At 67.4% G+C, this 26,482-nt stretch carries 18 protein-coding genes; 11 read left to right on the forward strand and 7 right to left on the reverse strand.

The window, feature by feature from the left end; all coding sequences use genetic code 11:
- Positions 1–68: 68 nt before the first annotated feature.
- From phbB to ACVOMM_RS11375, 3 genes are all read right to left on the reverse strand, one after another.
- Entirely contained in the window at positions 69–809 is a 741-nt protein-coding gene (gene phbB, locus ACVOMM_RS11365) for an acetoacetyl-CoA reductase (protein ID WP_053517420.1), read from the reverse strand.
- Between the two features lie 25 nt (positions 810–834).
- The gene (locus ACVOMM_RS11370; RefSeq protein WP_053517450.1) at positions 835–2,163 is read right to left on the reverse strand and encodes a CitMHS family transporter; all 1,329 of its coding nucleotides are present in this window, start codon (positions 2,161–2,163) and stop codon (positions 835–837) included.
- A gap of 73 nt (positions 2,164–2,236) precedes the next feature.
- Positions 2,237–3,376: an OprO/OprP family phosphate-selective porin gene (locus ACVOMM_RS11375; RefSeq protein ID WP_065175123.1), complete on the reverse strand. Its 1,140-nt coding sequence runs from the start codon at positions 3,374–3,376 to the stop codon at positions 2,237–2,239.
- Between the two features lie 326 nt (positions 3,377–3,702).
- Between ACVOMM_RS11375 and ACVOMM_RS11380 the strand changes: the two genes are divergently transcribed.
- The 4 genes from ACVOMM_RS11380 to ACVOMM_RS11395 are packed head-to-tail and all read left to right on the forward strand — an operon-like array spanning position 3,703 to position 7,536.
- On the forward strand, positions 3,703–4,392 hold the full coding sequence (locus tag ACVOMM_RS11380) for a response regulator transcription factor (RefSeq protein WP_053517418.1): 690 nt from the start codon (positions 3,703–3,705) through the stop codon (positions 4,390–4,392).
- Positions 4,385–5,776: a sensor histidine kinase N-terminal domain-containing protein gene (locus tag ACVOMM_RS11385; protein ID WP_459040085.1), complete on the forward strand. Its 1,392-nt coding sequence runs from the start codon at positions 4,385–4,387 to the stop codon at positions 5,774–5,776. Before ACVOMM_RS11380 ends, ACVOMM_RS11385 begins: the two co-directional genes overlap by 8 nt.
- Positions 5,773–6,828 carry an ABC transporter substrate-binding protein gene (locus ACVOMM_RS11390; protein WP_459040086.1) on the forward strand — a complete coding sequence of 352 codons (1,056 nt, stop codon included), beginning with the start codon at positions 5,773–5,775 and terminating at the stop codon, positions 6,826–6,828. The genes ACVOMM_RS11385 and ACVOMM_RS11390 overlap by 4 nt, the downstream gene beginning before the upstream one ends.
- A gap of 60 nt (positions 6,829–6,888) precedes the next feature.
- A complete protein-coding gene (locus ACVOMM_RS11395) occupies positions 6,889–7,536 on the forward strand; it encodes a response regulator (protein WP_053517414.1) in 648 nt (215 codons plus the stop codon).
- Between the two features lie 312 nt (positions 7,537–7,848).
- Here the strand turns inward: ACVOMM_RS11395 and ACVOMM_RS11400 are convergent, their stop codons facing one another.
- Both ACVOMM_RS11400 and ACVOMM_RS11405 read right to left on the reverse strand, forming a co-directional pair.
- The gene (locus ACVOMM_RS11400; RefSeq protein ID WP_065181725.1) at positions 7,849–10,494 is read right to left on the reverse strand and encodes a hybrid sensor histidine kinase/response regulator; all 2,646 of its coding nucleotides are present in this window, start codon (positions 10,492–10,494) and stop codon (positions 7,849–7,851) included.
- Between the two features lie 68 nt (positions 10,495–10,562).
- A complete protein-coding gene (locus tag ACVOMM_RS11405) occupies positions 10,563–11,732 on the reverse strand; it encodes an OprO/OprP family phosphate-selective porin (protein ID WP_053517412.1) in 1,170 nt (389 codons plus the stop codon).
- 332 nt (positions 11,733–12,064) lie between these two features.
- Here ACVOMM_RS11405 and ACVOMM_RS11410 point away from each other — a divergent pair, with 332 nt between their 5' ends.
- Together ACVOMM_RS11410 and ACVOMM_RS11415 are read left to right on the forward strand one after the other, a co-directional pair.
- The gene (locus ACVOMM_RS11410) at positions 12,065–13,408 is read left to right on the forward strand and encodes a dicarboxylate/amino acid:cation symporter (protein ID WP_053517411.1); all 1,344 of its coding nucleotides are present in this window, start codon (positions 12,065–12,067) and stop codon (positions 13,406–13,408) included.
- Positions 13,409–13,639: 231 nt separating this feature from the next.
- Entirely contained in the window at positions 13,640–15,931 is a 2,292-nt protein-coding gene (locus ACVOMM_RS11415) for an NADP-dependent malic enzyme (protein ID WP_065175119.1), read from the forward strand.
- A 96-nt stretch (positions 15,932–16,027) separates the two neighbouring features.
- Here the strand turns inward: ACVOMM_RS11415 and ACVOMM_RS11420 are convergent, their stop codons facing one another.
- Complete coding sequence (locus ACVOMM_RS11420) at positions 16,028–16,774, reverse strand: basic secretory protein-like protein (protein ID WP_481526258.1); 747 nt, start codon at positions 16,772–16,774, stop codon at positions 16,028–16,030.
- A gap of 4 nt (positions 16,775–16,778) precedes the next feature.
- A complete protein-coding gene (locus ACVOMM_RS11425; RefSeq protein WP_481526259.1) occupies positions 16,779–20,123 on the reverse strand; it encodes a GH92 family glycosyl hydrolase in 3,345 nt (1,114 codons plus the stop codon).
- A 459-nt stretch (positions 20,124–20,582) separates the two neighbouring features.
- On the opposite strand from ACVOMM_RS11425, the gene ACVOMM_RS11430 reads away from it, so the two are divergent.
- The 5 genes from ACVOMM_RS11430 (at position 20,583) to ACVOMM_RS11450 (ending at position 26,449) form a co-directional block, all read left to right on the forward strand.
- On the forward strand, positions 20,583–23,324 hold the full coding sequence (locus ACVOMM_RS11430; RefSeq protein ID WP_481526260.1) for a TonB-dependent receptor plug domain-containing protein: 2,742 nt from the start codon (positions 20,583–20,585) through the stop codon (positions 23,322–23,324).
- A gap of 120 nt (positions 23,325–23,444) precedes the next feature.
- Positions 23,445–23,642 (forward strand): zinc-finger domain-containing protein, encoded by a 198-nt coding sequence (locus ACVOMM_RS11435; protein WP_481526261.1) that lies wholly within the window; start codon positions 23,445–23,447, stop codon positions 23,640–23,642.
- A 13-nt stretch (positions 23,643–23,655) separates the two neighbouring features.
- Complete coding sequence (locus tag ACVOMM_RS11440) at positions 23,656–24,771, forward strand: glycosyltransferase (protein ID WP_065181722.1); 1,116 nt, start codon at positions 23,656–23,658, stop codon at positions 24,769–24,771.
- Complete coding sequence (locus tag ACVOMM_RS11445; RefSeq protein WP_481526262.1) at positions 24,752–26,083, forward strand: O-antigen ligase family protein; 1,332 nt, start codon at positions 24,752–24,754, stop codon at positions 26,081–26,083. The genes ACVOMM_RS11440 and ACVOMM_RS11445 overlap by 20 nt, the downstream gene beginning before the upstream one ends.
- Positions 26,084–26,245: 162 nt before the next feature.
- Positions 26,246–26,449, forward strand: coding sequence for a hypothetical protein (locus ACVOMM_RS11450; protein WP_193396797.1), 204 nt, complete (start codon positions 26,246–26,248; stop codon positions 26,447–26,449).
- Positions 26,450–26,482: the final 33 nt, after the last annotated feature.

Raw genomic sequence — 26,482 nt, forward strand, 5'->3', positions numbered from 1 at the left:
AAAGCTTCTTTACGGAACACCCATGCGGGTACGCGCCGCCGCGTTGGCGGCGCACCCAGGGCGGCTCATTAGCCCATGTACAGCCCACCATTGACCGGATAATCGGCGCCGGTCACATACGACGCCTCGTCCGAGGCCAGCCAGGCGCACAGGCCGGCGACTTCTTCCGGACGGCCCAGGCGCCGTACCGGCACCGATGCGGCCAGGCGGTCCAGGACATCCGGGGGGAAACTGCTGATGGCCTGGCTGGCGATGTAGCCCGGCGAGAGCGTGTTGACCGTCACTCCGCGTGACGCTACTTCGGCGGCAAGCGCCCGGCTGAAGCCATGCATGGCGGCCTTGGCGGTGGCGTAGTTCACCTGGCCGATCTGCCCCTTGTGGGCGCTGACCGAACCGATGTTGATGATGCGTCCCCAGCCCCGCGTGGCCATGCCATCGACCACCTGCTTGGTCAGGTTGAAGAGCGCGTTGAGGTTGGAGGCGATCACCGCGTTCCAGTCCTCCACCGTCATCTGCCGGAACAGCAGGTCGCGGCTGCCGCCGGAGTTGTTGACCAGCACGTCCACTTCTCCCACTTCCGCGCGCACTTTGGCGAAGGCGGCGCTGGTCGAGGCCCAGTCGGTGGCATTGCCCTCGGAGGCGATGAAGTCAAAGCCCTGCTCGCGCTGCTCGCGCAGCCAGTTGGCCTTGCGCGGCGAGTTCGGCGCACAGCCGGCAACAACGGTATGGCCGGCGCGGGCCAGGCTCTGGCAGATGGCAGTGCCGACACTGCCCATGCCGCTGGTGACGTAAGCGATGCGAAGAGTCATTGCGGAACGCTCCTTGGTAACGGGATCAGGCGGCGAGGGGATACAGGCCGAACAGCAGGCTGCCGACCATCAACAGCAGCGAGATGGCGATGGCCCACTTCAGGGTGAATTTCTGGTGGTCGGCGAACTCGACCTTGGCCAGGCCCACCAGCAGGTAGGTGGAGGGCACCAGTGGGCTGAGCAGATGCACCGGCTGGCCGGCCAGCGAGGCGCGGGCCATTTCCACCGGCGTGATGCCGTAGTTGCCGGCGGCTTCGGACAGGATCGGCAACACGCCGAAGTAGAACGCGTCGTTGGACATGAAGAAGGTGAACGGCATCGAGGCCACGGCAGTGATCACCGCCAGATAGGGGCCCCACGAATCCGGAATCACCGCCAGGAAGCTGTGCGACATCGCCTCGACCATGCCGGTGTTGTTGAGGATGCCGGTAAAGATGCCCGCCGCGAAGATCAGCGACACCACCGACAGCACGTTGCCGGCGTGGTTGACCACGCGACGGCGCTGCTCGGCCAGGTTCGGGTAGTTGATCACCAGGGCAATGGCGAAGCCGACCATGAACAGCACCGGCATCGGCAGCACGCCGACGATCAGCGCGGTCATCAGGACCAGGGTCAGCACCAGGTTCACCCACAGCAGCTTGGGCCGCTTGATGTCCTCGGCATCCTCAACCGTCGGCAGCGCATTGCTGTCGTCGGACACGCTGCTGTCCATCCAGCTGCCGCCCTTGGGCAGCGTCACCACGCCCAGCCGGCGGCGTTCCTTCAGGCCCAGGTACCACGCCAGCAGCAGCACGCCCGCGCAGGCGATCACCATCGACGGGATCAGCGGCACGAACACATCAGCAGGATCAACGTGCAGTGCGGTGGCGGCGCGTGCGGTCGGGCCGCCCCACGGAGTCAGGTTCATCACGCCACCGGCGAGGATGGTCACGCAGGTCATGTTCAGCGCGTTCATGCCCAGCCGCTGATACAGCGGCAGCATTGCCGAGACCGTGATCATGTACGTGGTCGAGCCATCGCCATCGAGCGAGATCAGCATCGCCAGCACGGCGGTGCCGAGCACGATCTTCATCGGATCGCCCTTGACGAAGCGCAGGATCACCCGCACCAGCGGATCGAACAGTCCCGCGTCGATCATCACGCCGAAGTAGAGGATGGCGAACATCAGCATCACGCCGGTCGGCGCGATCTTCTTGATGCCTTCCAGCATCATTTCGTCGATGCCGGCGCCAAAGCCACCGATCAGCGCGAACAGGATCGGGATAGTGATCAGGGCCACCAGCGGTGACAGCCGCTTGCTCATGATCAAGTACATGAATGTAATGACCATGCCAAAGCCGAGGATGCTCAGCATCATCTGCGGACTCCTTGAGAAAACAGGACGTGGGAAAGGGAGGGGCGGGTGCGGAGGGGGGCGCGGAAGAGGCTCAGAAGTCGTACTGCAGGCGGCCGGTCACGGCGCGCGTGCGGTCCACCGTGATCCCGGCCAGGCGGTCACGGTTGCGGCTTTCGATGACGTTGAGCATGAATCGCAGGTTGTCGCGCAGGTACCAGTTGCCGCCGAGCGTCCAGGCTTCGGTACTGCCGCGGCGCAGGTCGGGAGCGCCGTCGAGGTGCTGCGCGCCCCACATCCGGTCGTAGCGCAGCGCCACTTCAAAGGCACCGGCCTTGTGGCGGATGTCCTTCACCCTGGCGAAGCGGCCGGTCTTGCGGTCGTAGGCGCGGCTCTCGCCGGTAACGAACCAGCTGAGCATGCCGTAGCCGGCCATGACGTCGCCGCGCTGGGCGCCGTCATCGAAGGTCGCACCGCTGAACTCGCCCTGCCATGACAACGGGCCGCGGACCTGGGCGTACTCCAGTGACCACTTGTTGACGTCGGTATCGCGGCCTGCGGAGAAATCGACCAGGGTCAGGCGGCTCTCATCGGACAGATGGCCGGCGGGGCGCGGGCGGATGCGCAGTGCCGGCACACCGTTGGCGCCAGGGTTGTCGTACGCCTCACGGGCCAGCGACAGGCCCAGGTGCAGTACATCGCCGTCGCTGGGCGAGGGCGCCCAGGTCACGCGGCCGCCGGCGGCGCGCCCCTTCACCTGCCAGGCATCGATGCTCTCTAGGCTGTAGACGCTGGCGGCCCAGGTGAAGTCACCCGGATTGGCCTGCCACGAGGCACCCAGCCGGTACAGCGGCGCCAGCGTGGTACCGGCATTGCCGCGCTCCAGGAAGCTGCCGTAGTTGGAGCTGGTGCGGTCATCCAGCGAGAAGTACTGCTTGAACTGGCCGACCGTCAGCTTGCCGGCCTTGCCGAAGCTGCGTGCCAGGTAGACGTCCTTGGCTTCTACACGGTCGCCGGAGAAGTCGGCTTCCATCTTGTAGTCAACCACGAAGAACCTGCCGGAGACATCCAGCCAGGCGCGGCGGATCTCGGTGTCATCCTTGTTCGGCGTACCGCGGTTGTCATTGTCGAACGTGGCGAAGTCCAGGTGCAGGCGACCGCCCAGCGTGGCGGTGACCGGCCGCTCGTCATCAGCGGCAAAGGCCGGCGCAGCCAACGCAGCCAGGGCCATCATGGCGGCGGAACGCGGCCAGGCAAACGTGAATTCCACAAACCCTCCCAGGTGCGCGCCAGGCGCGCGGCAATCGTGGGCACCGGATGGTGCGCGGCCGCAGTCTGGGTCGCGCAAGCTGTCATCCGCCTGTCAGCGGTTTGTGCGTTGCAGCGTAAAAGCGGCCGCTGCGCTTGCCGGGCATGGCCCGGCGCTACCCCCGTGCAGGCTGCCCGGTCGCGCCGGTCCATCCATCCCCCCCCGCGACGCCCGGGTAGCGCCAGGCCACGCCCGGCGGGCAGGCCGGGCGGCATGCGGTAGCATTCGCTTCCCCTCCCACGCTTGTCCCCATGCGCCTGCTGCTGGTTGAAGACAACCCGGATCTGGCCGATGCGATCATCCGTCGCATGCGCCGCAGTGGGCACGCGGTGGATTGGCAGGCCGATGGCCTGGCCGCCGCAAGCGTGCTGCGCTACCAGAGTTTCGATCTGGTGGTGCTGGATATCGGCCTGCCCAAGCTTGATGGGCTACGCGTGCTGGCCGGCATGCGCGAGCGCGGCGACAGCACGCCGGTGCTGATGCTGACCGCGCGCGACGGCATCGAGGACCGCGTGCAGGCGCTGGACGTGGGTGCCGATGATTATCTCGGCAAGCCCTTCGACTTCCGCGAGTTCGAGGCGCGTTGCCGCGTGCTGCTGCGACGGGCCCGCGGCCAGGCCAGTGAGGTGGTGCAGGTGGGCGGCTTCCAGTTCGACAATGCCGCGCATCGGGTCACCCTGGATGGTGAGCCCATCGAGCTGCCCAACCGCGAGTACCGTCTGCTGGAAATCCTGGTCGGCCGGTTGGGCCACGTGGTCGGCAAGGATGAGATCGGCAACGGCCTGTTCGGCTTCGATGACGAGGCTGGGCCGAACGCGATCGAGCTCTATGTCGGCCGCCTGCGCAGGAAGCTCGCCGACGCGCCGCTGCGCATCACGACCGTGCGCGGCGTCGGTTACCTGCTCGAGGCCCGCGACGAAGGCGTGGACAGCGATGGCTGACGCGCGCCCGGCAGCGGCCGCGCCGGGTTCGCTGCGGCGGACCCTGCTGCTGTATCTGGGTGCGCTGCTGGCGGTGTTCGCAGTCGCCCTGCTGTTTGCCGCACGCGACTACGGCCAGCGTGCGGCCAATCGCTCCTACGATCACCTGCTGGCGTCCTCTGCACTGTCCATCGCCGATTCGGTGGCGCTGGCCGATGGCCAATGGCAGGTCGACCTGCCGTACGCGGCGCTCGACCTGCTGGCGATGGCGCCGGAGGACCGGGTGTTCTACCGCGTCGCGGACAGTCGCGGCACGCTGATCACTGGCTACGGCGACCTGCCGGTGCCACCCCGGCGCCCGGGAAGCCAACCGCAGTTCTTCGATGCGCGCTACAGCGGTGAGACCGTGCGCTTTGTGGTGGTGGGCCGCAGCTTCGCTGCTGCGTCCGCGCAGGGCGAGGTGCTGGTGCAGGTCGGCCAGACCCGGCGCGCGCGCGAGGCGGTGGCGCAGGACATGGTCAATCGGTCGCTGCTGGCGATCGGCGTGCTGTCCGGTCTGCTGCTGGCGCTGGTCGCCTTCGGTGTACACCGTGCATTCCGGCCACTGGTGAGGGTGGAACGCGAACTCTCGCGCCGTGAACCGTCGGACCTGAAGCCGCTGGATGCACGTGTGCCCCGTGAGATGGACCAGATGGTGGCGGCGCTGAACCGCTTCATGGAGCGGCTGTCGAGCAGCAACGAGACCCTGCGCGCGTTCATGGCCGAAGCCGCGCACCAGATGCGTACCCCGCTGGCCGCCCTGCGCGCGCAGGCGCAGCTGGCGCTGGATGATGACGACCCGCAGGACATGCGGCGCAGCCTGCAGGCCATCGAGCGCAATGCCACGCACATGAGCCGGCTGCTCAACCAGCTGCTCAGCGATGCCAGCGTGATCCACCGTTCGCATCTGCAGCGGTTCGCGCCGGTGGATCTGGCAGAAACCGTGCACCAGGCATTGCACGATGCGTTGCCGCAGGCCGGTCCCGCGCCGCGCGTGCAGCTGGCCGTCACTTCCGAGCAGGTGCATGTGCACGGCGATGCGCTGCTGCTGCGCGAGGCGATCAAGAACCTGGTCGACAATGCGTTGAAGTATGGCGGCGATGGTCCGCTGCAGATCGCACTGACGGTCGAGGGCGGCCAGGCGGTGCTGACCATTGCCGACCACGGCCCGGGCATCGCCGCGGCCGACGCCGAACGGGTGTTCGAGCGATTCGCCCGTGGCGAAGGCGTGCCATCCGGTGGCGCCGGCCTGGGGCTGGCCATCGTCAAACGCGTGATCGACAGCCATGCAGGCCATATCGACCTCAGCAACCGCCCGCATGGGGGGCTGATCGCCACCATCCGCCTGCCCCGGAGCAACCCATGATCCGCCTGTTTGCCGCCGTCATCGCGCTGCTGCTGGCTCTGCCTGCGCAGGCTGCACCCGGCGATGTGCGCCGTTTCCCCGCACGTGAGACCGCCACTGCCCAGCTGCGCATCCACGGCACCACCGACATCGAGGTGTTCGCGGTGGTGATCGCTGACTACCAGCGGCTGCATCCCGGCACAGAAGTGGTGTACGAGGACATCATCACCCAGGATCTGTACACGCGTTACCTGCAGGACCGCACCAGCCCTGCGTCGCCGGATCTGCTGATCTCCAGCGGCATGGACCTGCAGACCAAGCTGGTCAATGACGGTCATGCCCTGCCACACCGCTCGGCGCAGACCGCGGCGCTGCCGGCCTGGGCACAGTGGCGGGGCGAGGCATTCGGGATCAGCTACGAGCCGGTGGTGATGGTCCACAACACGCGCACATTGCCTGCTGCCAAGGTGCCGCATACACGCCGGCAGCTGCTGGACCTGCTGCGCGCGGAAGGCGCGCCCCTGCGCGGACGGGTGGGCACCTACGACATCGAACGCAGCAGCGTGGGCTACCTGCTGGCCACGCAGGATGCGCAGCGTGGCAGCATTGCCGGTGCGCTGCTCGGGGCGCTCGGCGACAACGAGGTGGTTCGCGAGGAGCGCACCGGGGTGCTGCTGGACAAGGTTGCCAGCGGCCAGCTGTCGCTGGTCTACAACGTGCTCGGCTCGTACGCGCAGGCGCGCATCGATGCCGGCGCGCCACTGGCCATCATCGAGCCGGAGGACTACACGCTGGTGGTGTTGCGCACGGCCGTGATCCCGCGCACCGGTCCGCATCCGGAGGAGGCGCGGCGTTTCCTCGATTACCTGCTGTCGCCGCGTGGCCAGCAGGTGCTGTCGCGCGAGGCGCGGCTGATGCCGATCGTGCGCAGCGATGCCCGGCGCGATGATGCGCCCGGTCGCAGCCGGCGCCCGATCCAGCTTGGGCCGGGACTGCTGGTCTACCTGGACGCGCTCAAGCGGCGCCAGTTCTTCGATGCCTGGCGCAGCAGCGTGGAGCCGGCGGGGCGCTGATGCCCTGGTAGCGCCGGGCCATGCCCGGCGGATGCAGTGCGCTGCCCGTACAATGGCCGCATGAGCGAATACACCATCCTGATCGCCGATGACCACCCGTTGCTGCGTTCGGCGGTGGTGCAGTCATTGCGGCAGAGCCTGCCGCTTGCCCAGGTGCGCGAGGTGGCCAGTGCCGAAGCGCTCGCCGAGGCGCTGGATGCGCATCCTGACGTGGACCTGGTGCTGCTCGACCTGACCATGCCCGGTGCCCACGGTTTCTCCGCGCTGCTGCACGTGCGCGGCTCGCATCCGGACATTCCGGTGGTGATCCTGTCGTCCAACGATCATCCCCGGGTGATCCGGCGCGCGCAGCAGTTCGGCGCAGCTGGTTTCATCCCGAAGTCGGCGCCCGCCGAGACCATTGGCGAGGCGGTGACGGCGGTGCTGGAGGGTGGCCTGTGGTTCCCGGCGATGGCGGCCGAGCGTTCTGAGGCCGATGCACTGCTGGCCAGCCGCCTGGCGCAGCTGACACCGCAGCAGTTCCGGGTGCTGCTGTGCCTGGCCGATGGCCTGCTCAACAAGCAGATTGCCTACACGCTGGGGTTGGCCGAAAACACGGTGAAGGTGCATGTCACCGCGATCCTGAAGAAGCTCGAATGCCACAGCCGCACGCAGGCCGCGGTGCTGGTGAAGGCGCTTGAGCCGGAAGGTGATGCGGGAGCGCCGTGAATCCGTCCCTGGAGGCTTGGCTGCCGCATCCATGCGGCGGACGCCCCCGCGAACCCAACCCGGCCGATCTCTGACAGATTTCGGTGGCCTGCCACCCACGGAAAAGGGAAAAGATCAAAAGCAAAAGCAGCCTGTCCGGCCGCCTTCTGTGGAGCCGAGCATGGGCTCGGCTCTACACGAGCACGCGCGGCGTCGCGACCCGCGTTTGATCTTCTTTTTCTTCCACGTGGGTGGACGAATAAGGAACCTGCCCGGCCTCAACCATGAACTGCGTTACGTGCCACCCGCGAGGGGCTGCGCCGTTGGCTGGAATCACCCGCGATGGCGGATCAGCAACTGGCTCATCAGCGCCCGCAGCGCCGGCGGCTTCACCGGCTTGGCCATCATGCCCCAGCCACGTTCGGCCGCCATTTCGCGCAGTCCTGCGTCGCGCTCGGCGGTCACCAGCACCACCGGCGGCCGTGCCTGCCAGTGCTCGGCCAGCACTTCGTACAGCACCGGCCCGTGATGGTCGCCCATGCGAACGTCCAGCAGCACCAGTTCCGGCACGGATTCCACGCCGGCCAGCTGCAGCGCGGCCTGGGGGCCATCGGCCAGCACCACCTCGCATCCCCAGCGCTCCAGCAGGGCACGGCTGGCTGCGCAGACATGCGGATCATCATCGATCACCCACACGCGGCGGCCGCGCAGCGGATTGTCCGCCGCCGGTTCCTGTGCCAGCGCCGGTGCCTGCGCAACAGCGGGAATCGCGTTGGCATCGCCAAGAGGTACGCCCACTGCGAACACGCTGCCTCGCCCCAGCTGCGAGCGCAGGCGGATCGGATGGCCGAGCAGGCGGCCGATACGGTCGACGATTGCCAGGCCCAGGCCGGCGCCGCGCTGGTGACCATCGTGCAGACGGCGGAATTCCTCGAAGATTTCACCCTGCAGCGCATCAGGAATGCCGGGGCCCTGGTCATGCACTTCAATCCACAACTGGTCTCCGCGCCGGCGGCAGCCGAGCAGCACCCGGCCACGCTCGCTGTAGCGCAGTGCGTTGGACAGGAAATTCTGCAGGATGCGGCGCAGCAGTGCTTCGTCGCTGACCACCACCGCGCGGGTATCCACCCAGTCCACGACCAGCCCGCGTGTCTGCGCGGCGATGCCGAACTCGCGTGCCAGCGTCTGCAGCAGCGGGCCCAGCCGGAACGCATGCACGCGCGTGGGCAGGCTGCCTGACTCCAGTCGCGCGATGTCGAGCAGGCTGTTGAGGATGGCATCCTGCGCGGCCAGTGCGGCATCGATGTGGTCGGTGGTCTGCTGCTGCGCCGGGTCGGTCAGCTTGCCGCGCAGCACGGAGACGAACATGCGCGCGGCGTTCAACGGTTGCAGCAGGTCGTGCACCGCGGATGCGACGAAACGGGTCTTGTAGCGGTTGGCCTGTTCGGCTTCGCGGCGGGCCTCGTCGAGGTCATGGGTGCGCTCGGCCACGCGGTGTTCCAGCGCATCGGCCAGTGACCGCAGTTCGCGTGCAGCGTTCTTGTAGCTGGTGATGTCGGCGTAGCTGGTGACGAAGCCGCCATCAGGCAGCGGATTGCCACGGATCTCCAGAACGGTGCCATCGTCCTTTTCGCTCTCGCGCATGTGCGGGCGGCCACTGCGCAGGTGGTTCAGACGACGCTCGATGGCCTCGTCGATCGGCCCCGGCCCGAGCAGGCCGCGGCGTGCGTTGTAGCGGAACAGCTCTTCGATGGGCCGGCCGACACGGACCAGCCCCGGCGGGAAGCGGAACAGTTCCAGATAGCGGGAATTCCAGGCGACCAGGCGCTGTTCGCGATCAATGATCACCACGCCCTGCGGCAGGTGCTCCAGGCTGCGGCTCAGGCCGCTGTCGGCATCGGTGGCAGCCTGCAGCAATCCGTCCTGGGCGGTGCGCAGTTCCTGTGCATGCTGCTTGAGCAGGGTTTCCAGTTCGCTGCGGCTGCGCTGGCGGTGCCGGGCCAGGCGCCGGCGCTGCTGCACGAACAGCAGCAGGAACCCCAGCGCCAGCCACGCAGCGGCGCCGGCCAGGGCGGCACCGCGTCCGGCGCTGGTGGCGGCACTGGCATCGTGCAGCAGATGCAGGTTCCAGTGTTCGTCGGGCAGTGCGAGGCTCTGCCACAGCATCGCCTGCGGCAGCACCGGGTCGAGCAGGCGCACCATGCGGCCACCATCGGCCAGCACATCCTCGGTACGCACCCGCAGGGGCTGCAACGAGCGGTCGGCATACTGGCGGGCATCAAGCATCTCGCGGCGCTCGTCCGCGCCCAGCGGCCGCAGCAGGCGGTAGCGCCAGGCATCGCGGTTGGACAGGAACACTACGTCATGGTTGTCGCTGGCCAGCACCACGTCGGGGCTGTTCAGCCACTCCTGTTCCAGCGCCGACAGCTCGATCTTGATCACGATCACGCCGATGCGCTGGCCGCGGTCGTCGACGATCGCCTCGGACATGAAATAGCCGGGCACGCCGGTGGTCATGCCGATACCGTAGAAGCGGCCGCGGCCGTGGGCCAGGGCCTGCTGGTAGTAGGGCCGGTAGCTGTAGTCCTCGCCGACGTTGGTGGTCGGCTGGTCCCAGTTGCTGGCCGCGACCGCGACGCCATCGCGGCCGACCAGGGTCAGGGTGGAGGTTCGGGTGACCTGGTTGGCGCGCTGCAGTTTCAGGTTCAGCTGCTGGCGCTCGGCGGGCGAGGGCGGCGTGCGCAGTACGCGCAGCAGGTCCGGGTCCAGTGCCATCACCTGCGGCAGGGTGCCGAAGCGGTCGATACGCTGCTGCAGGCCCTGGCCGTACAGCTGCAGCTGGCGCTGGACCTGCGTGCTCTCGGCAGCCAGGGCGCTGCGCCACGCGTAGTGGCCCGCCGCGATCGCGCACAGCACGGTGCCTCCGGCCAGCGCGAGGAGGGTCAGCAGCAGCATCCTGTGGCGGCCGAGCCAGTACATGGCGGCAGTCTACGCAGTGAGGGCGGGCATGACGTGCATGCCCGCCGGATTCCGCACCGTGGCGCGGATCAGAAGTGCATCTGTGCGCGCAGTTCGAAGATCTCCGGGGTGCTGTGCACACCGCGGCGGCTGGCATCGACCTTGACGTAGTTGGCCTGGAACTTGAAATGGCTGGTCAGGTACCAGTTCGCGCCCAGGGTCAGGTCGTGCTGACGGCCCCCCAGGATGCTGCCGTCGTCCAGATCCAGGCGGCTGTAGCGTGCCACCAGCTCGACCGCGCCGTAGTCGTGGGCGGGCTTGATGTTGGCCACGGCGCCGGCGTTGTACGGACGGGACTCGCCGGTCAGCACCCAGCTGGCCATCGCGTACTGGCCGTGGCCGGTGTAGTCGGGCTTGCCGTCGTTGCGGGTGACAGTGGCCTGCAGCGCTTCGGCCTGCAGCGAGAAGGGGCCACGGATCCAGATGCCTTCCAGGCCGGTGCGGCGGATCTGGTCGGCGGTCACCAGCGCGCCGGAATCCACGTAGCGGATGTCGGTCAGGCCGGCTTCCGGGCGCGCGCGCAACCGTGCGCTGGCCTCGTGATGGACGTCACGGCCATCGCGGTAGCCGCGCGGGTTTTCCTGCGAGTAGGCCAGGCCCAGGTGGATCACATCGCCAGGCGCCTTCACCGGCGTCCACACCGCACGTACCGCCTGCGTGGTGCCGGGGTTGTCGCCCTGCAGGTCCTTGCCGCCGTAGGCACCGGCCTGCAGCAGGTACTGCGGGCGCTCCAGCACCCATTCCACACCGGTGCGGCGGCCGGCGTAGAACGCCTGCACCGGCAGCGCGGTCTCCAGGAAGCTACCGGCGCGCGAGGAGGTGTTGGCATCCAGGCCGACCGGCGTCTTCATGTAGCCGAAGCGGAAGCGGCCGATGTCGCGGCCCACGAAGGCCTTGCTCTCCAGGCGCAGGAACACGTCCAGCCAGGTGTCGGCCTGGAAGTCGTAGTACACCATCGCGTCGTACACGCCCTTCTTCTTCAGCGTGGCGCCGAATTCCTTGCGGCGCACGGCGTCGTCATCGTCCAGGCCACTGCCGGAGGAGAAATCGTTGTAGTCGTAGGCGATGTTGGCGGTGGCCGCCAGCTCGGTGCCGTCGCCGAACGCGTACTTGGTCGGCCAGTTGTCGAAATCGGCAGCGGACGCGAAGGCGGGCAGGGCGGCCAGCGACAGGGCCAGCAGGGTGGGAATGGGGCGCATGTTGGGTGCGGCTCTCTCGGATTGCGTAGGGTCAGGACAACAACGGCCGCCGGGGCCGGAACTTGGGCAGGGACGCCGCGGGCCGTTCAGCCCGCGCCACCGGCCTCCCGGCGCGGTGCGATGCCGGGCCAGTGTAGGCATCCCGGCCACCTGAACCGGGGGGCTAGTACCAATAGGTTATCTGCGTTGGCGTGCCCGGCGCGTACAAAGGCGTCCATTGGTCGCCACCCTGCGCGTGGAGCGAGGGGGGCGGTGACCAGCTTCCACGGTATCGGCTCCCATGCAGTTCCGGGGCCGTACGTGCCTGAAAACGCCCTTCCCCGGAGTCCGCCATGCACATCCCGACCGCTGCCCCGGCGCCTGCAAAGCCGTTGCCGATCTACCGCCAGCTGTACTTCCAGGTGATCGTGGCGATCGTCCTGGGCGCCATCCTCGGCCATTACGAACCCCTGATCGGCGAGAAGATGAAGCCGCTCGGCGATGCCTTCATCAACCTGGTGAAGATGATCATCGCGCCGGTGATCTTCCTGACCATCGTCACCGGCATTGCCGGCATGACCCATCTGCGCACGGTCGGCCGCGTGTTCGCCAAGGCCATGGCCTACTTCCTGTTCTTCTCCACGCTGGCGCTGGTCGTGGGCATGATCGTGGCCCACGTGGTACAGCCTGGCGCGGGCATGAACATCAACCCGGCCGAGCTGGACCAGACCGCGGTGCACAGCTACGTCGAGAAGTCGCATGACCTGACCCTGGTCGGCTTCCTGATGGATGTCATCCCGAAGACGCTGATCAGCGCCTTCGTGGACGGCAACATCCTGCAGGTGCTGTTCGTGGCCGTGCTGTTCGGCATCGCGCTGGCGTCGGTCGGCGAGAAGGGCAAGCCGATCCAGAACTTCCTCGAAGCGCTGGTGGCTCCGGTGTTCAAGCTGGTGCACATGCTGATGAAGGCTGCTCCGATCGGTGCCTTCGGCGCGATCGCATTCACCATCGGCAAGTACGGCGTGGGGTCGTTGATCAACCTGGCCTGGCTGGTCGGTTCGTTCTACATCACCGCCTTCCTGTTCGTGGCGGTCATCCTGGGCGTGGTCTGCCGCCTGTGCGGGTTCTCGGTGTTCAAGCTGGCCCGCTACCTGAAGGCCGAACTGCTGCTGGTGCTGGGTACCTCTTCGTCCGAGTCGGCGCTGCCGTCGCTGATGGAGAAGATGGAGCGGGCCGGCTGCAGCAAGTCGGTGGTGGGCCTGGTGGTCCCCACCGGCTACTCGTTCAACCTGGACGGCACCAACATCTACATGACCCTGGCGGCGCTGTTCATCGCCCAGGCCACCAACACCGAACTGACCCTGGGCCACCAGATCGCGCTGCTGCTGGTCGCCATGCTCAGCTCCAAGGGCGCGGCCGGCGTCACCGGTGCCGGCTTCATCACCCTGGCGGCCACCCTGGCCGTGGTGCCGGAAGTGCCCGTGGCCGGCATGGCGCTGATCCTCGGCGTGGACCGCTTCATGAGCGAATGCCGCTCGCTGACCAACTTCATCGGCAATGCCGTGGCCACGGTGGTGGTCTCGCGCTGGGAAGGCGCACTGGACCGTGACCGCCTGAAGCTGGCGCTGGATGGTCGCGAAAGCGAACTGCCGCCGCCGGTCGATGCCGTGCCGGAGGCACTGCCCGCCAAGGGCTGATCCAGGTGTGTGGTACCGCGGGGGCGGTACCGGTAGGGGGGGGGGCCCCGCGGCGTTTCAAGGCGTCCCATGGCTGTCATGGGCAGCGCCGAAGCTGGTGGCTCCAGGTTGTCGCATACGCCAGGGAATTGTGCGGTCGCAGCATGCCTGCGACAGGATAGCGACAGGTCCGGGCGCCCCAACGGGGGTATGATCCCCTGTCCCTCTTGCCCATTCATGTATCCAACGTCGATGTCCAACGAAGATTTCAAACAGGCCGCCCTCGATTACCACCGGATGTCCCCGCCGGGCAAGATCAAGGTCTCCGCGACCAAGCCGATGCTGACCCAGCGCGACCTGTCGCTGGCGTACTCGCCGGGCGTGGCGTACGCCTGTGAAGCAATCAAGGCCGACCCGCAGCAGGCCAGCGAGCTGACCGCCCGCGGCAACCTGGTGGCGGTGATCTCCAACGGCACCGCGGTGCTGGGCCTGGGCAACATCGGCGCACTGGCCGGCAAGCCGGTGATGGAAGGCAAGGGCGTGCTGTTCCAGAAGTTCGCCGGCATCGATGTGTTCGACATCGAAGTGGACGAAACCGATCCGGACAAGCTGGTCGACATCATCGCCTCGCTGGAGCCGACCTTCGGCGGCATCAACCTGGAAGACATCAAGGCGCCGGAATGCTTCGTGGTCGAGCGCAAGCTGCGCGAGCGCATGAAGATCCCGGTGTTCCATGACGACCAGCACGGTACGGCGATCATCGTCGGCGCGGCGGTGCTGAACGCCATGGCGATCACCGGCAAGAAGATCGAGGAGGTGAAGCTGGCGACCACGGGCATGGGCGCGGCGGGCGTTTCCTGCGTCAACATGCTGGTGCAGCTGGGCCTGAAGCCGGAGAACATCCTGGCGTTCGACCGCGAGGGCGTGATCCACACCGGTCGTACCGATCTGGACCCGGAAAAGCAGCGTTACGCACGCGACACCGACAAGCGCACCCTGGCCGAGATCGTCGACGGCGCGGATATCTTCCTGGGCCTGTCGGCGCCGGGCATCCTCACCGCCGAAATGGTCAAGACCATGGCGCCGGACCCGGTGATCTTCGCACTGGCCAATCCGACCCCGGAAATCATGCCGGAAGTGGCGCGTGCGGCGCGTCCGGACGCGATCATCGGCACCGGCCGTTCGGATTACCCGAACCAGGTCAACAACGTGCTGTGCTTCCCGTACCTGTTCCGCGGTGCGCTGGACGTGGGCGCCACCGCGATCAACGAGGAAATGAAGATCGCCTGCGTGCGCGCCATCGCCGCACTGGCACGCCGCGCCGCGACCGACATGGGCTCGGCCTACGGCGGTGAAACCCCGAGCTTCGGCCGCGAGTACCTGATCCCGCGCCCGTTCGATCGCCGCCTGCTGGTGGAGCTGTCCGCTGCCGTGGCCCAGGCCGCGATGGACTCGGGGGTGGCCGCCCGGCCGATCGCCGACATGGGCGCCTACCGTGACAAGCTGGCCCAGTTCGTCTACCGCACCAGCCTGATGATGAAGCCGGTGTACGACCGTGCACGCACCGACAAGCAGCGCGTGGTCTACGCCGAAGGCGAAGAGGAAGTGGTGCTGCAGGCGGTGCAGAACGTGGTCGATGAAGGGCTCGCACATCCGATCCTGATCGGCCGGCCGGACGTGATCGAAGCGCGCATCGAGCGCCTGGGCCTGCGCCTGAAGGCCGGCGAGCACTTCGAGATCACCAACATCAATGATGATCCGCGCTTCAACGAATACTGGCAGTACTACCACGGGCTGACCGGTCGTCGCGGCGTCACCGTGGCGGCGGCGAAGAACCTGATGCGTTCGCGGCCGACCCTGATTGCCGCGGTGATGGTCGCGCGTGGCGAAGCCGATGCAATGCTGACCGGCATCGTCGGCCGTTTCCACAAGAAGCTGGGTTATGTCCGCAGCGTGCTGCCGCTGGAGCCGAAGGTCACCTCGACCTCGGCGATGACCGGCGTCATCAACCAGCAGGGCGTGTTCTTCTTCGTCGACACGCACGTGCAGGAAGATCCCAGTGCCGAGCAGATCTGCGAGGCGACCCTGCAGGCCGCGTACCGCATGAAGCTGTTCGGCATCGAACCGAAGGTGGCGCTGCTGTCGCACTCCAATTTCGGCAGCCACGATTCCAAGGACGCGCTGAAGATGCGCCAGGTCCGCGAGCTGCTGCTCAAGCGCAATCCGCGCCTGAACGTGGACGGCGAGATGCAGGGCGATACCGCCTGGGACGAGGCGCTGCGCCAGAAACTGCTGCCGGGTTCCACCCTGCAGGGTCGCGCCAACCTGTTCGTGCTGCCCAACCTGGAAGCGGCCAACATCGCCTACAACCTGGTGCGTGTGTTCACCGATGGCGTGGCGATCGGCCCGATCCTGATGGGCGTGAACAAGCCGGTGCACATCCTGACCACCAGCGCGACCTCGCGCCGCATCCTGAACATGACCGCCATCGCTGCGGTCGATGCGCAGATCCGCAAGCAGCTGGAAGCGGAAAAGAAGGCGTAATCCTTCGTCACCGCGATCGGTAGCGCCGGGCCATGCCCGGCGAGCGCGCAGCGCGGCAAATCAGGCATTCCGCCGGGCATGGCCCGGCGCAACCGCTCAGCGCTTGCCGCCTCGTGCCGGTGCCGGCGGCGGGGCATCCGAACGCGGCTTGGCGTACTCGGCCCATAGCGCTGGCAGGCCCTTGCCGGTGTGCTGCTGCCACAGCGCCAGGGTGTACTGGCCGTTGCGCAGGGCCTTGTCCAGCGCCAGTACCAAGCCGGGGTGTCCAGCTTCGGCCCATTTCAGGAAGGCCCCGGTTACCCGGTAGCCGCTTTCCACGCTCTGGCCCTTGCCCACTTTTTCCGGCAGCGCCCAGCCCGCTGCGGCATTGTCCGTGCCGTAGCGGTCGCGGGCGTAGTCGGCGATGCCTTCCACCAGCCAGCCCGGTACCCGCGTGTCGCCGTAGCTCGGGTAGCCCTGCACGATGTGCATCGCCTCGTGGGTCACCAGGTCGATGTCATCGGGGTGCTTCACCAGCCAGCCCGGGTTGATGGTGATGGTGCTCGCCTTGTCCTTCTCGCCCACGTAGGCGACGCCGTCGTAGGCCGGATCGATCACGATGTGCACCTCGGCCGGTGCCGCCGGGTGGAAGTCCGCCCGTTCGCGCAGGTAGGCGGAATAGAACGTATCGACTATGCGGTGGGGTGCGGGTGGGGCCAGCGCACCGGTCGCATCCTGGTAGTGCAACGTGATGCCTTCGCGGGTGAACTGGCCATCGAAGGCCCGGCTCTGCGACGGCTGGGCCAGCGCAATGCCGGGCAGGGTGAATGCAGCAAGTGCAAGGGTCAGCAGGCGAATGCGCATGGGGTCACCGTACAGTGGAGGGGGACAACAGTTCGATCTCAGCCAGCTGCAGGCGTCCCGGCGCAGTTACGCGCAGGCGGTACTCGGCATAGCGTGAGGGCGAGGCGATGCGGAACGGACGGGTCTGCCGCGCAGCACTGAAGTCTTCGCCACGCCGCTGGTCCAGCGTGGTCCAGCGGCCATCGCCGTTACGGGCTTCCAGCGTCCATCCGGCCCCCCGGATCGGCCCTTCGCCGCTGGTCAGCGTATACATCGTCGGCGCGCCATCACCCACGGCGCTCAGCATGAGGGTGGCACCCGCGCCCAGCGGAACGGCCGTGGTCGCATCGTCGTCCAACAGCGCGGGCACGGCGCGGCCATCGGCCAGCGCAGCGCGCGTGCCGCTGCCCAGCAGATCGTGCAGCATCTGCGGTCGCTGGCCCGGTGTGGTCAGCGAACGGGGCACGTCGTCGGCGCCTGTGCCCCAGCGCGAAGGCTGCGGGCCCATCTCGAAGTCCAGCGTCGCGCCCTTGGCGATCACCTCGTGCGGTACCCAGGTCCGGGTCCATGGCGTGCCGTTGATCTTCAGCGACTGGACGTAGACATTCTCCGCGGAGTTCTGCGGCGCGTTGACGGTCAGCACCGCGCCACCCTGCAGTTCCACCCGGGCGTGTCTGAATGCCGGGGAGCCGATCACGTATTCCGGCGCGCCCATCCGCAGTGGATACAGGCCCAGCGAAGCCAGCACGTACCATGCGGAGGTCTCGCCATTGTCCTCATCGCCCGGATAGCCCTGGCCGATCTCGCTGCCCACGTACAGCCGCGACAGGATCTCGCGCACGTGCTGCTGGGTCTTCCAGGGCTGCCCGGCGTACATATACATCCACGGGATATGGTGCGCCGGCTGGTTGCTGTGCGCGTACATGCCCATGCGCACGTCGCGCGCTTCGGTCATCTCATGGATGATGCCGCCGTAGGAGCCTGCAAACGCGGCATCGGCGGTCTCCGGCGTGGCAAAGAAGGCATCGAGCTTGGCGGCCAGCCTGTCGCGGCCACCGTACAGCGCGGCCAGGCCCTCGCCATCGTGCGCGGCGGTGAAGGCGAACGTCCAGCCGTTGGATTCGGTGTAGTCGTGGCCCCACACGCGCGGATCGTAGTCCTTGGCGTCCACGCGCCAGCTGCCGTCGGCCTTGCGGCCCTGGAAGAAGCCGGCGGCAGGGTCGAACAGGGTCGCGTAGCCGGCAGCGCGGTAGCGGAAGTAGTCGGCTTCGGTGCTGTAGCGCTCGCGCTGCGCGGCGGTGGTCGCGCGCTTGGCCAGTGCCTCGGCCATGTTGGCGATGCCGAAGTCGTTCAGCGCGCCTTCCATCGTCCATGACATGCCTTCATGCACGTCGGCACTGGCATAGCCGCGGAACGTCGAGCGGTCCATGCCCTTGCGCCCTACATGGCGATCGGGCGGTACCACGGTGGCATTCTTCAGCGCCGCGGCATAGGCCTCGGCGGGATCGAAACCGCCGACGCCCTTCAGCCATGCGTCGGCGAAGGCCACGTCGGAACTGGTGCCGACCATCAGGTCCGCGTAGCCCGGCGATGACCAGCGGGCGATCCAGCCGCCCGCGCGGTACTGCTCGATGAAACCCTGCACGAGCTGGCCGGCGTCCTCCGGCGTGAACAGTGCGTACGCCGGCCACGTCGTGCGGAACGTATCCCAGAAGCCATTGTTGACGAACACCCGGCCATCGCGCACGCCACTGAAGGTGCGGCTGTCACTGCCATCGGTGTTGTTCTCGCTGGCGCTGGCCTGGTTGGCGTAACGCCACTCGGGGGCGGCAGCGCTGCCGACGTTTTCGTGGCCGGAGTTGGGATACAGGTACAACCGGTAGAGGTTGGAGTACAGCGTGGTCTTCTGGTCGTCCGTGGCATCGCCGATATCGAAGCGGGCCAGGCGCGCATCCCACGCATCCTGGGCGCGGCCGGCCACGCTTTCCAGCGTATCCGTGGCGGAAATCTCCAGAGCAAGGTTGTGCCGCGCCTGTTCGAGCGAGATCAGCGAGGTGGCAATGCGCATGGTGACGCGGCGATCGCTGCCGGCATCGAACTTGATGTAGCCGGTCGGGCGGCCGCTGTCGATGCGTCCGCTGCTGCGCCAGGGCCGGTCGAAGCGGGCCACCACGAACATGCGGCCGGCACCGTTGGACAGGCCGCTGCGCGTGTCGGTGTAGCCGGACAGTGTCTGCGTGGCCGCATCCAGTGTCAGCCCGCCGCGTGCGTCCACATTGTCGAACAGCAGGTTGGCATCACCTTCCGCAGGGAAATCGAAGCGGAAGACCGCGGCGTGGTCCGTCGGCGCGATGGAGGCGGCGATGCCGTTGTCGAAGCGCACGTCGTAGCGGTAGGGGCGCGCGTTCTCGTGCGTGCGGTCGAAGGACAGTGCCCGCTTGCTGCGGTCGGCCTCGGGCACACCGCGGCTGGCCGATGGCATCACCTGGAAGGTCTGGCGGTCGCCCATCCAGGGACTGGGCTGGTGACTCAGCGCGAGCGCCTGCAGCTGCGGGCGGTTGTTCGCATCGTTCTGCTCGTTCCAGCGGTACAGCCAGTTCAGTGCACCGGCATCGGTCACCGGGGTCCAGAAGTTGAAGCCGTGCGGCACCGCCGTGGCCGGGAAATTGTTGCCGCGCGAGAACGTGCCGTTGGCCTGCGTACCGCGGGTGGTCAGCACCCAGTCCGAGACCCGCTGCGGCACCTGCCGCGGCTGCGCATCCAGGCGCACGTCATCGATCCAGCCGGACACCGGCGCACCGTCGGCGCTGGCCACTTCCAGCTCGATGGCGACCACCCGGCGGCCGCGCAGCGCAGGCACATCGCCCAGGCGTACGGCCTTGCGCGCCCACTGCTGCGGATACAGCGTTTTCGAATCGCCCTGCGCACGCGCGCCCACGGCGATGCCGTGCTGATCACGCGCGGAGCTGGCCGATACGCGGCTGCCATCGTCCAGGCGCAGGTCCAGCGAGACGTAGGTGGAGGCCACCGTGTCCTTGTCGACGATCTCCGGCAGCACCAGCCAGGACAGGGTGGTGTCGGCGTCGATGGTCAGGTCCGTGCTGAACAGGTCGCGCCGCGCCGCGCCGCCGTCGGCCTGGTAGTGCAGCGCGCGCAGGCCGCTGTAGCCGGCGTTGCGCTTGGCTGCATACGGCGCCGCCGGACCGGTGCCGATCTGCACCTGCAGCGCGCCGCCGGCCTTGGCCGGTGCGGGCTCACCTGCTTCGAACGAGGTCTGCAGGCCCTGTGCCACTGCGGGCAGGGCGGGCGTGGCGCAGGCCAGGGCCAGGGCGACCGGAAGCAGGGCGCGGCGCGGATCGGACAGGGTCATGCAGGGTCTCCCGGAAGGGCAGGCGGCAGGCAGGACCCGCATCGGCACGTACCACGGCCAGCATCGCGCCCGCCGCCCAGGGGCGGTGGAAAGGAGCGATGCCGGTCCGGTGGGGGCGGGCCATGCGATCGGGTCGTCGGAGTGGTCCCGATCCTGCCTCAGTGCGTTGCCCCCTGACAAGTGCAATTAGTTCGATCCAAATCCGGGAAAAACGTTTCATTTCAAATTATTGACAGAGTGGATTGGATCGATTTAAAAGTGGCCGGGGTCCAGGCCCGGGGAAGGCGGCGTCCTTCCCGTCCCGATCCCAACCCTTCCATCTGTCCCGGAACACCATGCATGCCCTGATCCGGGCGGGCGGCCTGCGCTTGCTGCTGCTGCCCGTCACCACCGTCCATCCACGACCCTCCCGTCCGTCCCCCACCGGCAGGACCGTCATCCGTCTCTGGAGAGCGCTTGATGAAACCGAGGTTGCTGTCGTTGTTGATGTCTTCGCTGCTGCTGTCGCCGCTGGCCGTGCAGGCCCAGTCCTCCAACGCAGGGGAGGGCGCCGATCCGCCGCGTACGCGCGACCTGGATGCGGTCACGGTGACCGGGTCGCTCATTCCGCGCGCGCAGGTGGAGGGCCCCTCACCGGTGACGACCATCACCGCCGAGCAGATCCAGGCGCAGGGTTTCACCACGGTGTTCGATGCGCTGCGCTCGCTGCCGGTCTCCAATGGGTCGGTGCAGGATTCCCAGGGAACCGGCTTCTACACTCCGGGCGCCAAGACCATCAGCCTGTTCGGTCTGGACCCCAGCTACACCCTTACCCTCATCAACGGGCGGCCGATCAACAGCTATCCGCTGGCCTACAACGGCAACACCAGCATCGCCGACATTGCCAACATCCCGCTGGGCATGGTCGAACGCATCGATGTGCTCACCGGTGGCCAGTCCTCGGTGTATGGCTCGTCGGCCGTGGCCGGCGTAGTCAACATCGTGCTGAAAGACCGCGTGGAAGGCACCCATCTGCGCTACCGCGTCGGTGGTTACAGCCAGGGCGGCGGTTCCAGCCAGCGCTTCAGCGCCAGCAGTGGACAGACCTTCGGCAACCTCGATATCAGCTACGGGCTGGAATACATCAACCAGAAGGCGATCTACGCCTTCGACCGCAGCCGCATCGACAGCGTCAACGACAACCCGACCGGGCCGCAGGATCCGTCGCGCAGCTTCCTGCGTATGCGCCAGGGGCCCAACGCCTACATCGACCCGGGCGCGGCCACCTGCGCGCCGCTGTCGAATCTGTTCGGTGGCAGCACCGTGTACGCGCACCGCGACATTTCCGGCGGTGGCTACTACTGCGGCACCCCCGACAACGTCGGCACCGCGTCGCTGTACAACGCCAGCCAGGACGTCAACGCGACCACCTTCCTGCGCTATCACCTCAGCCCGGATACCGAGTTGTACTCGGACATCCTGTTCGGCTTCAGCCGGCCGACCTACAGCGGTGGCAGCCCGTTCTGGAACAAGACCTTCTACAACCGCACCAGCGGCCAGTACGAGCAGTGGCAGCGCATCTACGCGCCCGAGGAAGTCGGCCTGGATGCCAAGGACCAGCGCGTCTACACGCGATCGCTGAACGTCACCGCCGGCGTGCGTGGCGTGCTGGGCAGCTTCGACTACGACGTCTACGTCAACCGTTCCAGCACCGATGTCACCCGCAAATCCACCGACTTCCTCGCCCGGAACGGCGTGGACGATTACTACCTGGGTCCGAGGCTGGGCATGCAGGATGGCTACGAGGTCTACGCCCCGGACCTGTCGCGCCTGTACCAGCCGATCACCCGTGACCAGTACGACAGCTTCAGCGGCCTCAACCGTGCTGCATCCAGCGCGTCGCGCACAGCAGTGACGGCACTGCTGACCCATCGTTCGCTGTTCACCCTGCCGGCCGGCGACGTCGGTTTCGCGCTGATCGCCCAGGGCCAGCGCGAGAAGTTCTTCAACCAGTCGGCCGATCCCGATGCCGGTGTGCTGTTCCGCGGGCAGACCGCCGGCACTTCGGCGCAGGGCCAGCGGGACCTGTACGCGCTGGGTGCGGAACTGCAGGTGCCGATCATCGATACCTTCAGCGCCAATCTGTCCGGCCGCTACGACAAGTACGCCCTGCAGGGCGGTGGCGGCAACGGCAAGGCGACCTGGAAGCTTGGCCTGGAGTACCGGCCGATCGAATCGCTGCTGCTGCGTGGCAGCTACGCCACTGCGTTCCGTTCGCCGGACATGTTCTACCTGTTTTCCCGCGAGAGCAGCGGCTATACCACCAACACCGACCTCTACCAGTGCCGGCAGGCCGGTTACACCTCCGACAACTTCGATGACTGCGAGCAGTCCGGGTTGGCGGTGCTGTCTTCCAGTACCGGCAACCGCGATCTGAAGGACATCACTGCACGCACGTTCACCTATGGTGCGGTGTGGTCGACACTGGACAACGCGCTGACGTTGTCGGTGGACTACAACTCGGTGGTGATCGAGAACGAAGTACGCATCCTCGGTACCGACAGCATCCTCGACACCGAGGCCAACTGCCGGCTGGGCGTATCGGAGAACGGGCAGACCCGCTTCGACATCACCTCGCCCACCTGCCAGCAGGTCCTGGGCCAGGTGCAGCGCAAGCCGGCTACCGATCCGCTCAACCCCAACGGTGTGGACAAGGTGTTCTCCTACCCGATCAACATCGCCAGCCAACGCCAGACTGGTGTGCAGGCAGCGCTGGACTATCGCTGGGGTACCTCCTCGGTGGGCGATTTCACGGTCAACGCGGGCTACTACCGCCCGCTCAAGCACACCACCCAGGACAAGGAAGGCGACCCGGTCTACGACCAGTTGTGCTGCGGCAATTCCAATGAACTGCAGTACCGGGCCACGCTGGGCGTGAACTGGAAGCGCGGGCCGTTCAGCGCCAGTGCGTTCGGCGTGCGCAACGCGCCCACCTGGGACAGCCGTGGCGAGCAGCGCAACATCGGGCCATGGACCACCTGGAACGCCACGGTCGGCTACCGCATCAATGACCTGGCCAGCCTGCTGCTGACGGTCAACAACCTGACCGACGAGATGCCGCCGATCGACCGCAGCAACGGCAACTGGCCGTACTACGACCAGGGCATCTACAACGCCTATGGCCGCTCGGCCTTCCTGGAGCTGTCGCTGGACTTCCAGTAGGCCGGGCGCTGGCAGGTCCCGGCTGTCAGGGGGCGGGGGCCAGGAAAGGACAGGGGCGGCCGGGTCGCCGCCCCAGGTGCTAGAATCGCAGGCCTCGCAATCCGTGCATCGACATCCGCCATGAGCCATACCGCCACCGCGCCCGCCAACGCCGAGAAGCGCTACACCGTGCACCGCAGCGACCTGCCGCTGAGCTGCCCGACCCCGGAGATGGCGCTGTGGAACTCGCATCCGCGGGTCTACCTGGCGATCGAAGACGAACCCAACGGTGAAGCGCAGTGCCCGTACTGCGGTTCCGTGTTCGTACTGGTTGACTGAACGGCCTTCACCGATGCGTCGACTGACCGTGGTGCAGTTGCTGCCGGCGCTGCACTCCGGCGGCGTCGAGCGCTCGACCCTGGAAATCGCGTCGGCACTGGTGGCAGCCGGCCATCGCGCGCTGGTGGTGTCTGCCGGTGGCCGCCTCGTTGAACCGCTGCTGGCCAGCGGTGCCGAGCATCTCACCCTCGATATCGGCCGCAAGTCGCTGCTGACCCTGCGTCATCTGCCGACCCTGCGTCGCCTGTTCGCCGAGGTCGGCGCCGATATCGTGCACGCCCGCTCGCGCCTGCCCGCGTGGCTGGGGCTGTATGCGATCCGGGCGATGCCGCAGGCGCAGCGGCCGCACTGGGTAACCACCGTGCACGGGCTGAACTCGCCCAGCCGCTACAGCGCGGTGATGACCAGCGGCGAGCGCGTGATCTGTGTCTCCAACAGCGTGCGCGAATACGTGCAGCGCCACTATCCGACCGTGCCGGAGGACCACCTGCGGGTGATCCCGCGTGGTGTCGATGTCAGTCAGTTCCCGCGGGTGGCGCGCGGTGATCGCCGGCCGCGCCTGTCGCTGGTGGCGGACTACCCGTGGCTGGCCGGGGTGGACGGGCCGCTGCTGCTGCTGCCGGGCCGTGGCACGCGCCTGAAGGGGCACGCGCACGCGCTGCAGCTGCTGGCCGACGTCCGCGCTGCCGGCGTGCCGGCGCAGCTGTGGATGCTGGGCACCGACGAGCCGGGGCGCGAAGCCTATGTGGCCGACCTGCGCCGCCAGGCCGCCACGCTCGGCATCGCAGACGCGGTCCACATCAGCACGCCGACCGCCCGCATTGCCCAGGCCTATGCCGCCAGCGATCTGGTGCTGCAGCTGTCCGACAAGCCCGAAGCCTTCGGCCGTACCGTGGTGGAAGCACTGTCGGTGGGCCGACCGGTGCTCGGCTGGAACCACGGTGGGGTGGGCGAACTGCTGCAGCAGCTCCAGCCCACCGGTGCGGTGCCGCTGGGAGATGCGCAGGCACTGGGTGAACGTGCGCTGGCCCTTCTGGCGCAGCCGCCATCGTTGCCGGGCCGTATCCCGTTTACCCTGCAGGCCATGCAGCGCGATACCCTCCGTCTCTATGCCGACCTCGCAGGCTGACACCGCAGCCGTCCTGCGCGATGAACGCGCCGGGCGCTGGGCGCCCTGGTGGGTGCTTGCCTACGTGGCGTTGTGGCCGCTGCCAGGCATCGCCGAGACCGTCCTGGGCCTGGGTGCAATCTATGCCGCAGTGCGCATGGTCATCCGCCGCCTGCAGCGCCGGCCGCATCTGCTGAGCCCGGCGGCCTGGGCGCTGACCTCGATCCTGTTCATCGGCTACTGGTTGCCGCAGGCATTTTCCGCATTCGATGCGATCGACCCGTCGGCCTCGTGGACCAAGGCAGCAGCAGGCCTGCGCTACCTGCCCTTCATGTGGCTGGTAGCGATCGCAGTGGCCACGCCGGAGCGGCGCAGACTCACCCTGGGTGGACTGGCGGTGATCACCGGCGCCTGGACGCTGGATGCGCTGGTGCAGGCGGTGGCCGGCACCAGCCCATGGTTCTGGTCGCTGGAGCAGCTCAAACTGGCAATCAGCGGGCGTGCGCTGTGCCCGGCCGATGAAGCGGCGTTGGCCGACCGGCTCAGTGGCGTACTGGGCCCGTGCAACCTGAAATTTGGCCAGGTGCTGGCCAGCCTGTCGCCGTTCCTGCTGCTGCCGCTGGCGCGCCGCTTCGGTGCTGCCGGCTGGCTGCTGGCCGCTGCAGCCCTCGGCAGTGTGTTGCTGCTGGCCGGCTCACGCGCCTCGTGGATCACCTTCGCGCTCGTGCTGGCCTACAGCGGCATGCGCCAGTTCGGCTGGAAGCGGCTGGCGCTGTTGGCGATGGTCGGGGTCCTGGGGGCCGGGGTCCTGGTTGCCAGCGTGCCGCAGCTGCGTGAGCGCGTGCTGCGCACGACGATGGCCTGGGAGGGGGACGAGACGGGCGTCGACCAGGCGTTGTCCGGGCGTGCGCGGATCTGGAGCGCAGCGGCCTGCATGATCGAAGCACATCCGATCAACGGTGTCGGCGCGCGTGGCTTCCGCGATGCGTATCCCGCCTGCGTCGCAGGGGAGGGAACCGCGGTGTGGGGCGCGGAACCGGCCCTGCACGCGCACCAGATCGTGCTGGAGATCCTGGCCGAGACCGGCGTGCTGGGCCTGCTGTTGTGGCTGGCCGCCGTGGCACAGGCCTGGCGGGCGTGGCGCTTCGCACCGACCGCGGCCCGCGAGCGGGCGCGGCCGGCGATGCTGGCGCTGGCGGTCACCGTGTTCCCGCTCAACACCCACCTGGCGTTCTACTCTGCGTTCTGGGGTGGGCTGACCGTGCTGCTGGCGGCGCTGTTCGCCGGCAGCCTGCTGGCGCGTGACGCGGATGACTCACCACGCGTCGGCTGATCGCAGATCCATGACCGTTTGACTGTTTCAGTTCAAGGTGCAAACGTCGCTGCGACGACCCCTGAAGTTGCTGCCCTTGTTGTAGTACCGAGTGCAGGCGTCTAATGCCAATCTTCACCCCTCCCAGCAGTTGGGCGGGGGGCACAGAACAGGAGTCTTGAGATGAAGATCGCTTATGTGGCGACTGCTGCAGCACTCTATATCGCCATACTCTCCATCATCGTGTTCAAGGCAGCCCTGGATCAGGGCAATGTCGTAAACATGATCTTCTCGGCGTCGTCCTTCACGATCCTTCTTTCACTGATCAAGGTGATTGTGGATGACGTGCGACTCCATCGGTCGTCTGGCTATCCCGGGCAGCGCTGATAAAGTTCCTGTGCTGTCTCGGGTCGCCATTCT

The sequence above is a fragment of the Stenotrophomonas sp. STEN009 genome (assembly GCF_056760395.1).

What these genes read in the sequence shown, in the direction of transcription:
- phbB (WP_053517420.1), bottom strand. Translation starts at nt 809, where the DNA reads ATGACTCTTCGCATCGCTTACGTCACCAGCGGCATGGGCAGTGTCGGC.
- ACVOMM_RS11420 (WP_481526258.1), bottom strand. Translation starts at nt 16,774, where the DNA reads ATGCGCATTCGCCTGCTGACCCTTGCACTTGCTGCATTCACCCTGCCC.
- ACVOMM_RS11395 (WP_053517414.1), top strand. Translation starts at nt 6,889, where the DNA reads ATGAGCGAATACACCATCCTGATCGCCGATGACCACCCGTTGCTGCGT.
- ACVOMM_RS11415 (WP_065175119.1), top strand. Translation starts at nt 13,640, where the DNA reads ATGTCCAACGAAGATTTCAAACAGGCCGCCCTCGATTACCACCGGATG.
- ACVOMM_RS11390 (WP_459040086.1), top strand. Translation starts at nt 5,773, where the DNA reads ATGATCCGCCTGTTTGCCGCCGTCATCGCGCTGCTGCTGGCTCTGCCT.
- ACVOMM_RS11435 (WP_481526261.1), top strand. Translation starts at nt 23,445, where the DNA reads ATGAGCCATACCGCCACCGCGCCCGCCAACGCCGAGAAGCGCTACACC.
- ACVOMM_RS11440 (WP_065181722.1), top strand. Translation starts at nt 23,656, where the DNA reads ATGCGTCGACTGACCGTGGTGCAGTTGCTGCCGGCGCTGCACTCCGGC.
- ACVOMM_RS11430 (WP_481526260.1), top strand. Translation starts at nt 20,583, where the DNA reads ATGAAACCGAGGTTGCTGTCGTTGTTGATGTCTTCGCTGCTGCTGTCG.
- ACVOMM_RS11370 (WP_053517450.1), bottom strand. Translation starts at nt 2,163, where the DNA reads ATGCTGAGCATCCTCGGCTTTGGCATGGTCATTACATTCATGTACTTG.
- ACVOMM_RS11380 (WP_053517418.1), top strand. Translation starts at nt 3,703, where the DNA reads ATGCGCCTGCTGCTGGTTGAAGACAACCCGGATCTGGCCGATGCGATC.
- ACVOMM_RS11410 (WP_053517411.1), top strand. Translation starts at nt 12,065, where the DNA reads ATGCACATCCCGACCGCTGCCCCGGCGCCTGCAAAGCCGTTGCCGATC.
- ACVOMM_RS11385 (WP_459040085.1), top strand. Translation starts at nt 4,385, where the DNA reads ATGGCTGACGCGCGCCCGGCAGCGGCCGCGCCGGGTTCGCTGCGGCGG.
- ACVOMM_RS11405 (WP_053517412.1), bottom strand. Translation starts at nt 11,732, where the DNA reads ATGCGCCCCATTCCCACCCTGCTGGCCCTGTCGCTGGCCGCCCTGCCC.
- ACVOMM_RS11400 (WP_065181725.1), bottom strand. Translation starts at nt 10,494, where the DNA reads ATGTACTGGCTCGGCCGCCACAGGATGCTGCTGCTGACCCTCCTCGCG.
- ACVOMM_RS11445 (WP_481526262.1), top strand. Translation starts at nt 24,752, where the DNA reads ATGCCGACCTCGCAGGCTGACACCGCAGCCGTCCTGCGCGATGAACGC.
- ACVOMM_RS11425 (WP_481526259.1), bottom strand. Translation starts at nt 20,123, where the DNA reads ATGACCCTGTCCGATCCGCGCCGCGCCCTGCTTCCGGTCGCCCTGGCC.
- ACVOMM_RS11375 (WP_065175123.1), bottom strand. Translation starts at nt 3,376, where the DNA reads ATGATGGCCCTGGCTGCGTTGGCTGCGCCGGCCTTTGCCGCTGATGAC.
- ACVOMM_RS11450 (WP_193396797.1), top strand. Translation starts at nt 26,246, where the DNA reads ATGAAGATCGCTTATGTGGCGACTGCTGCAGCACTCTATATCGCCATA.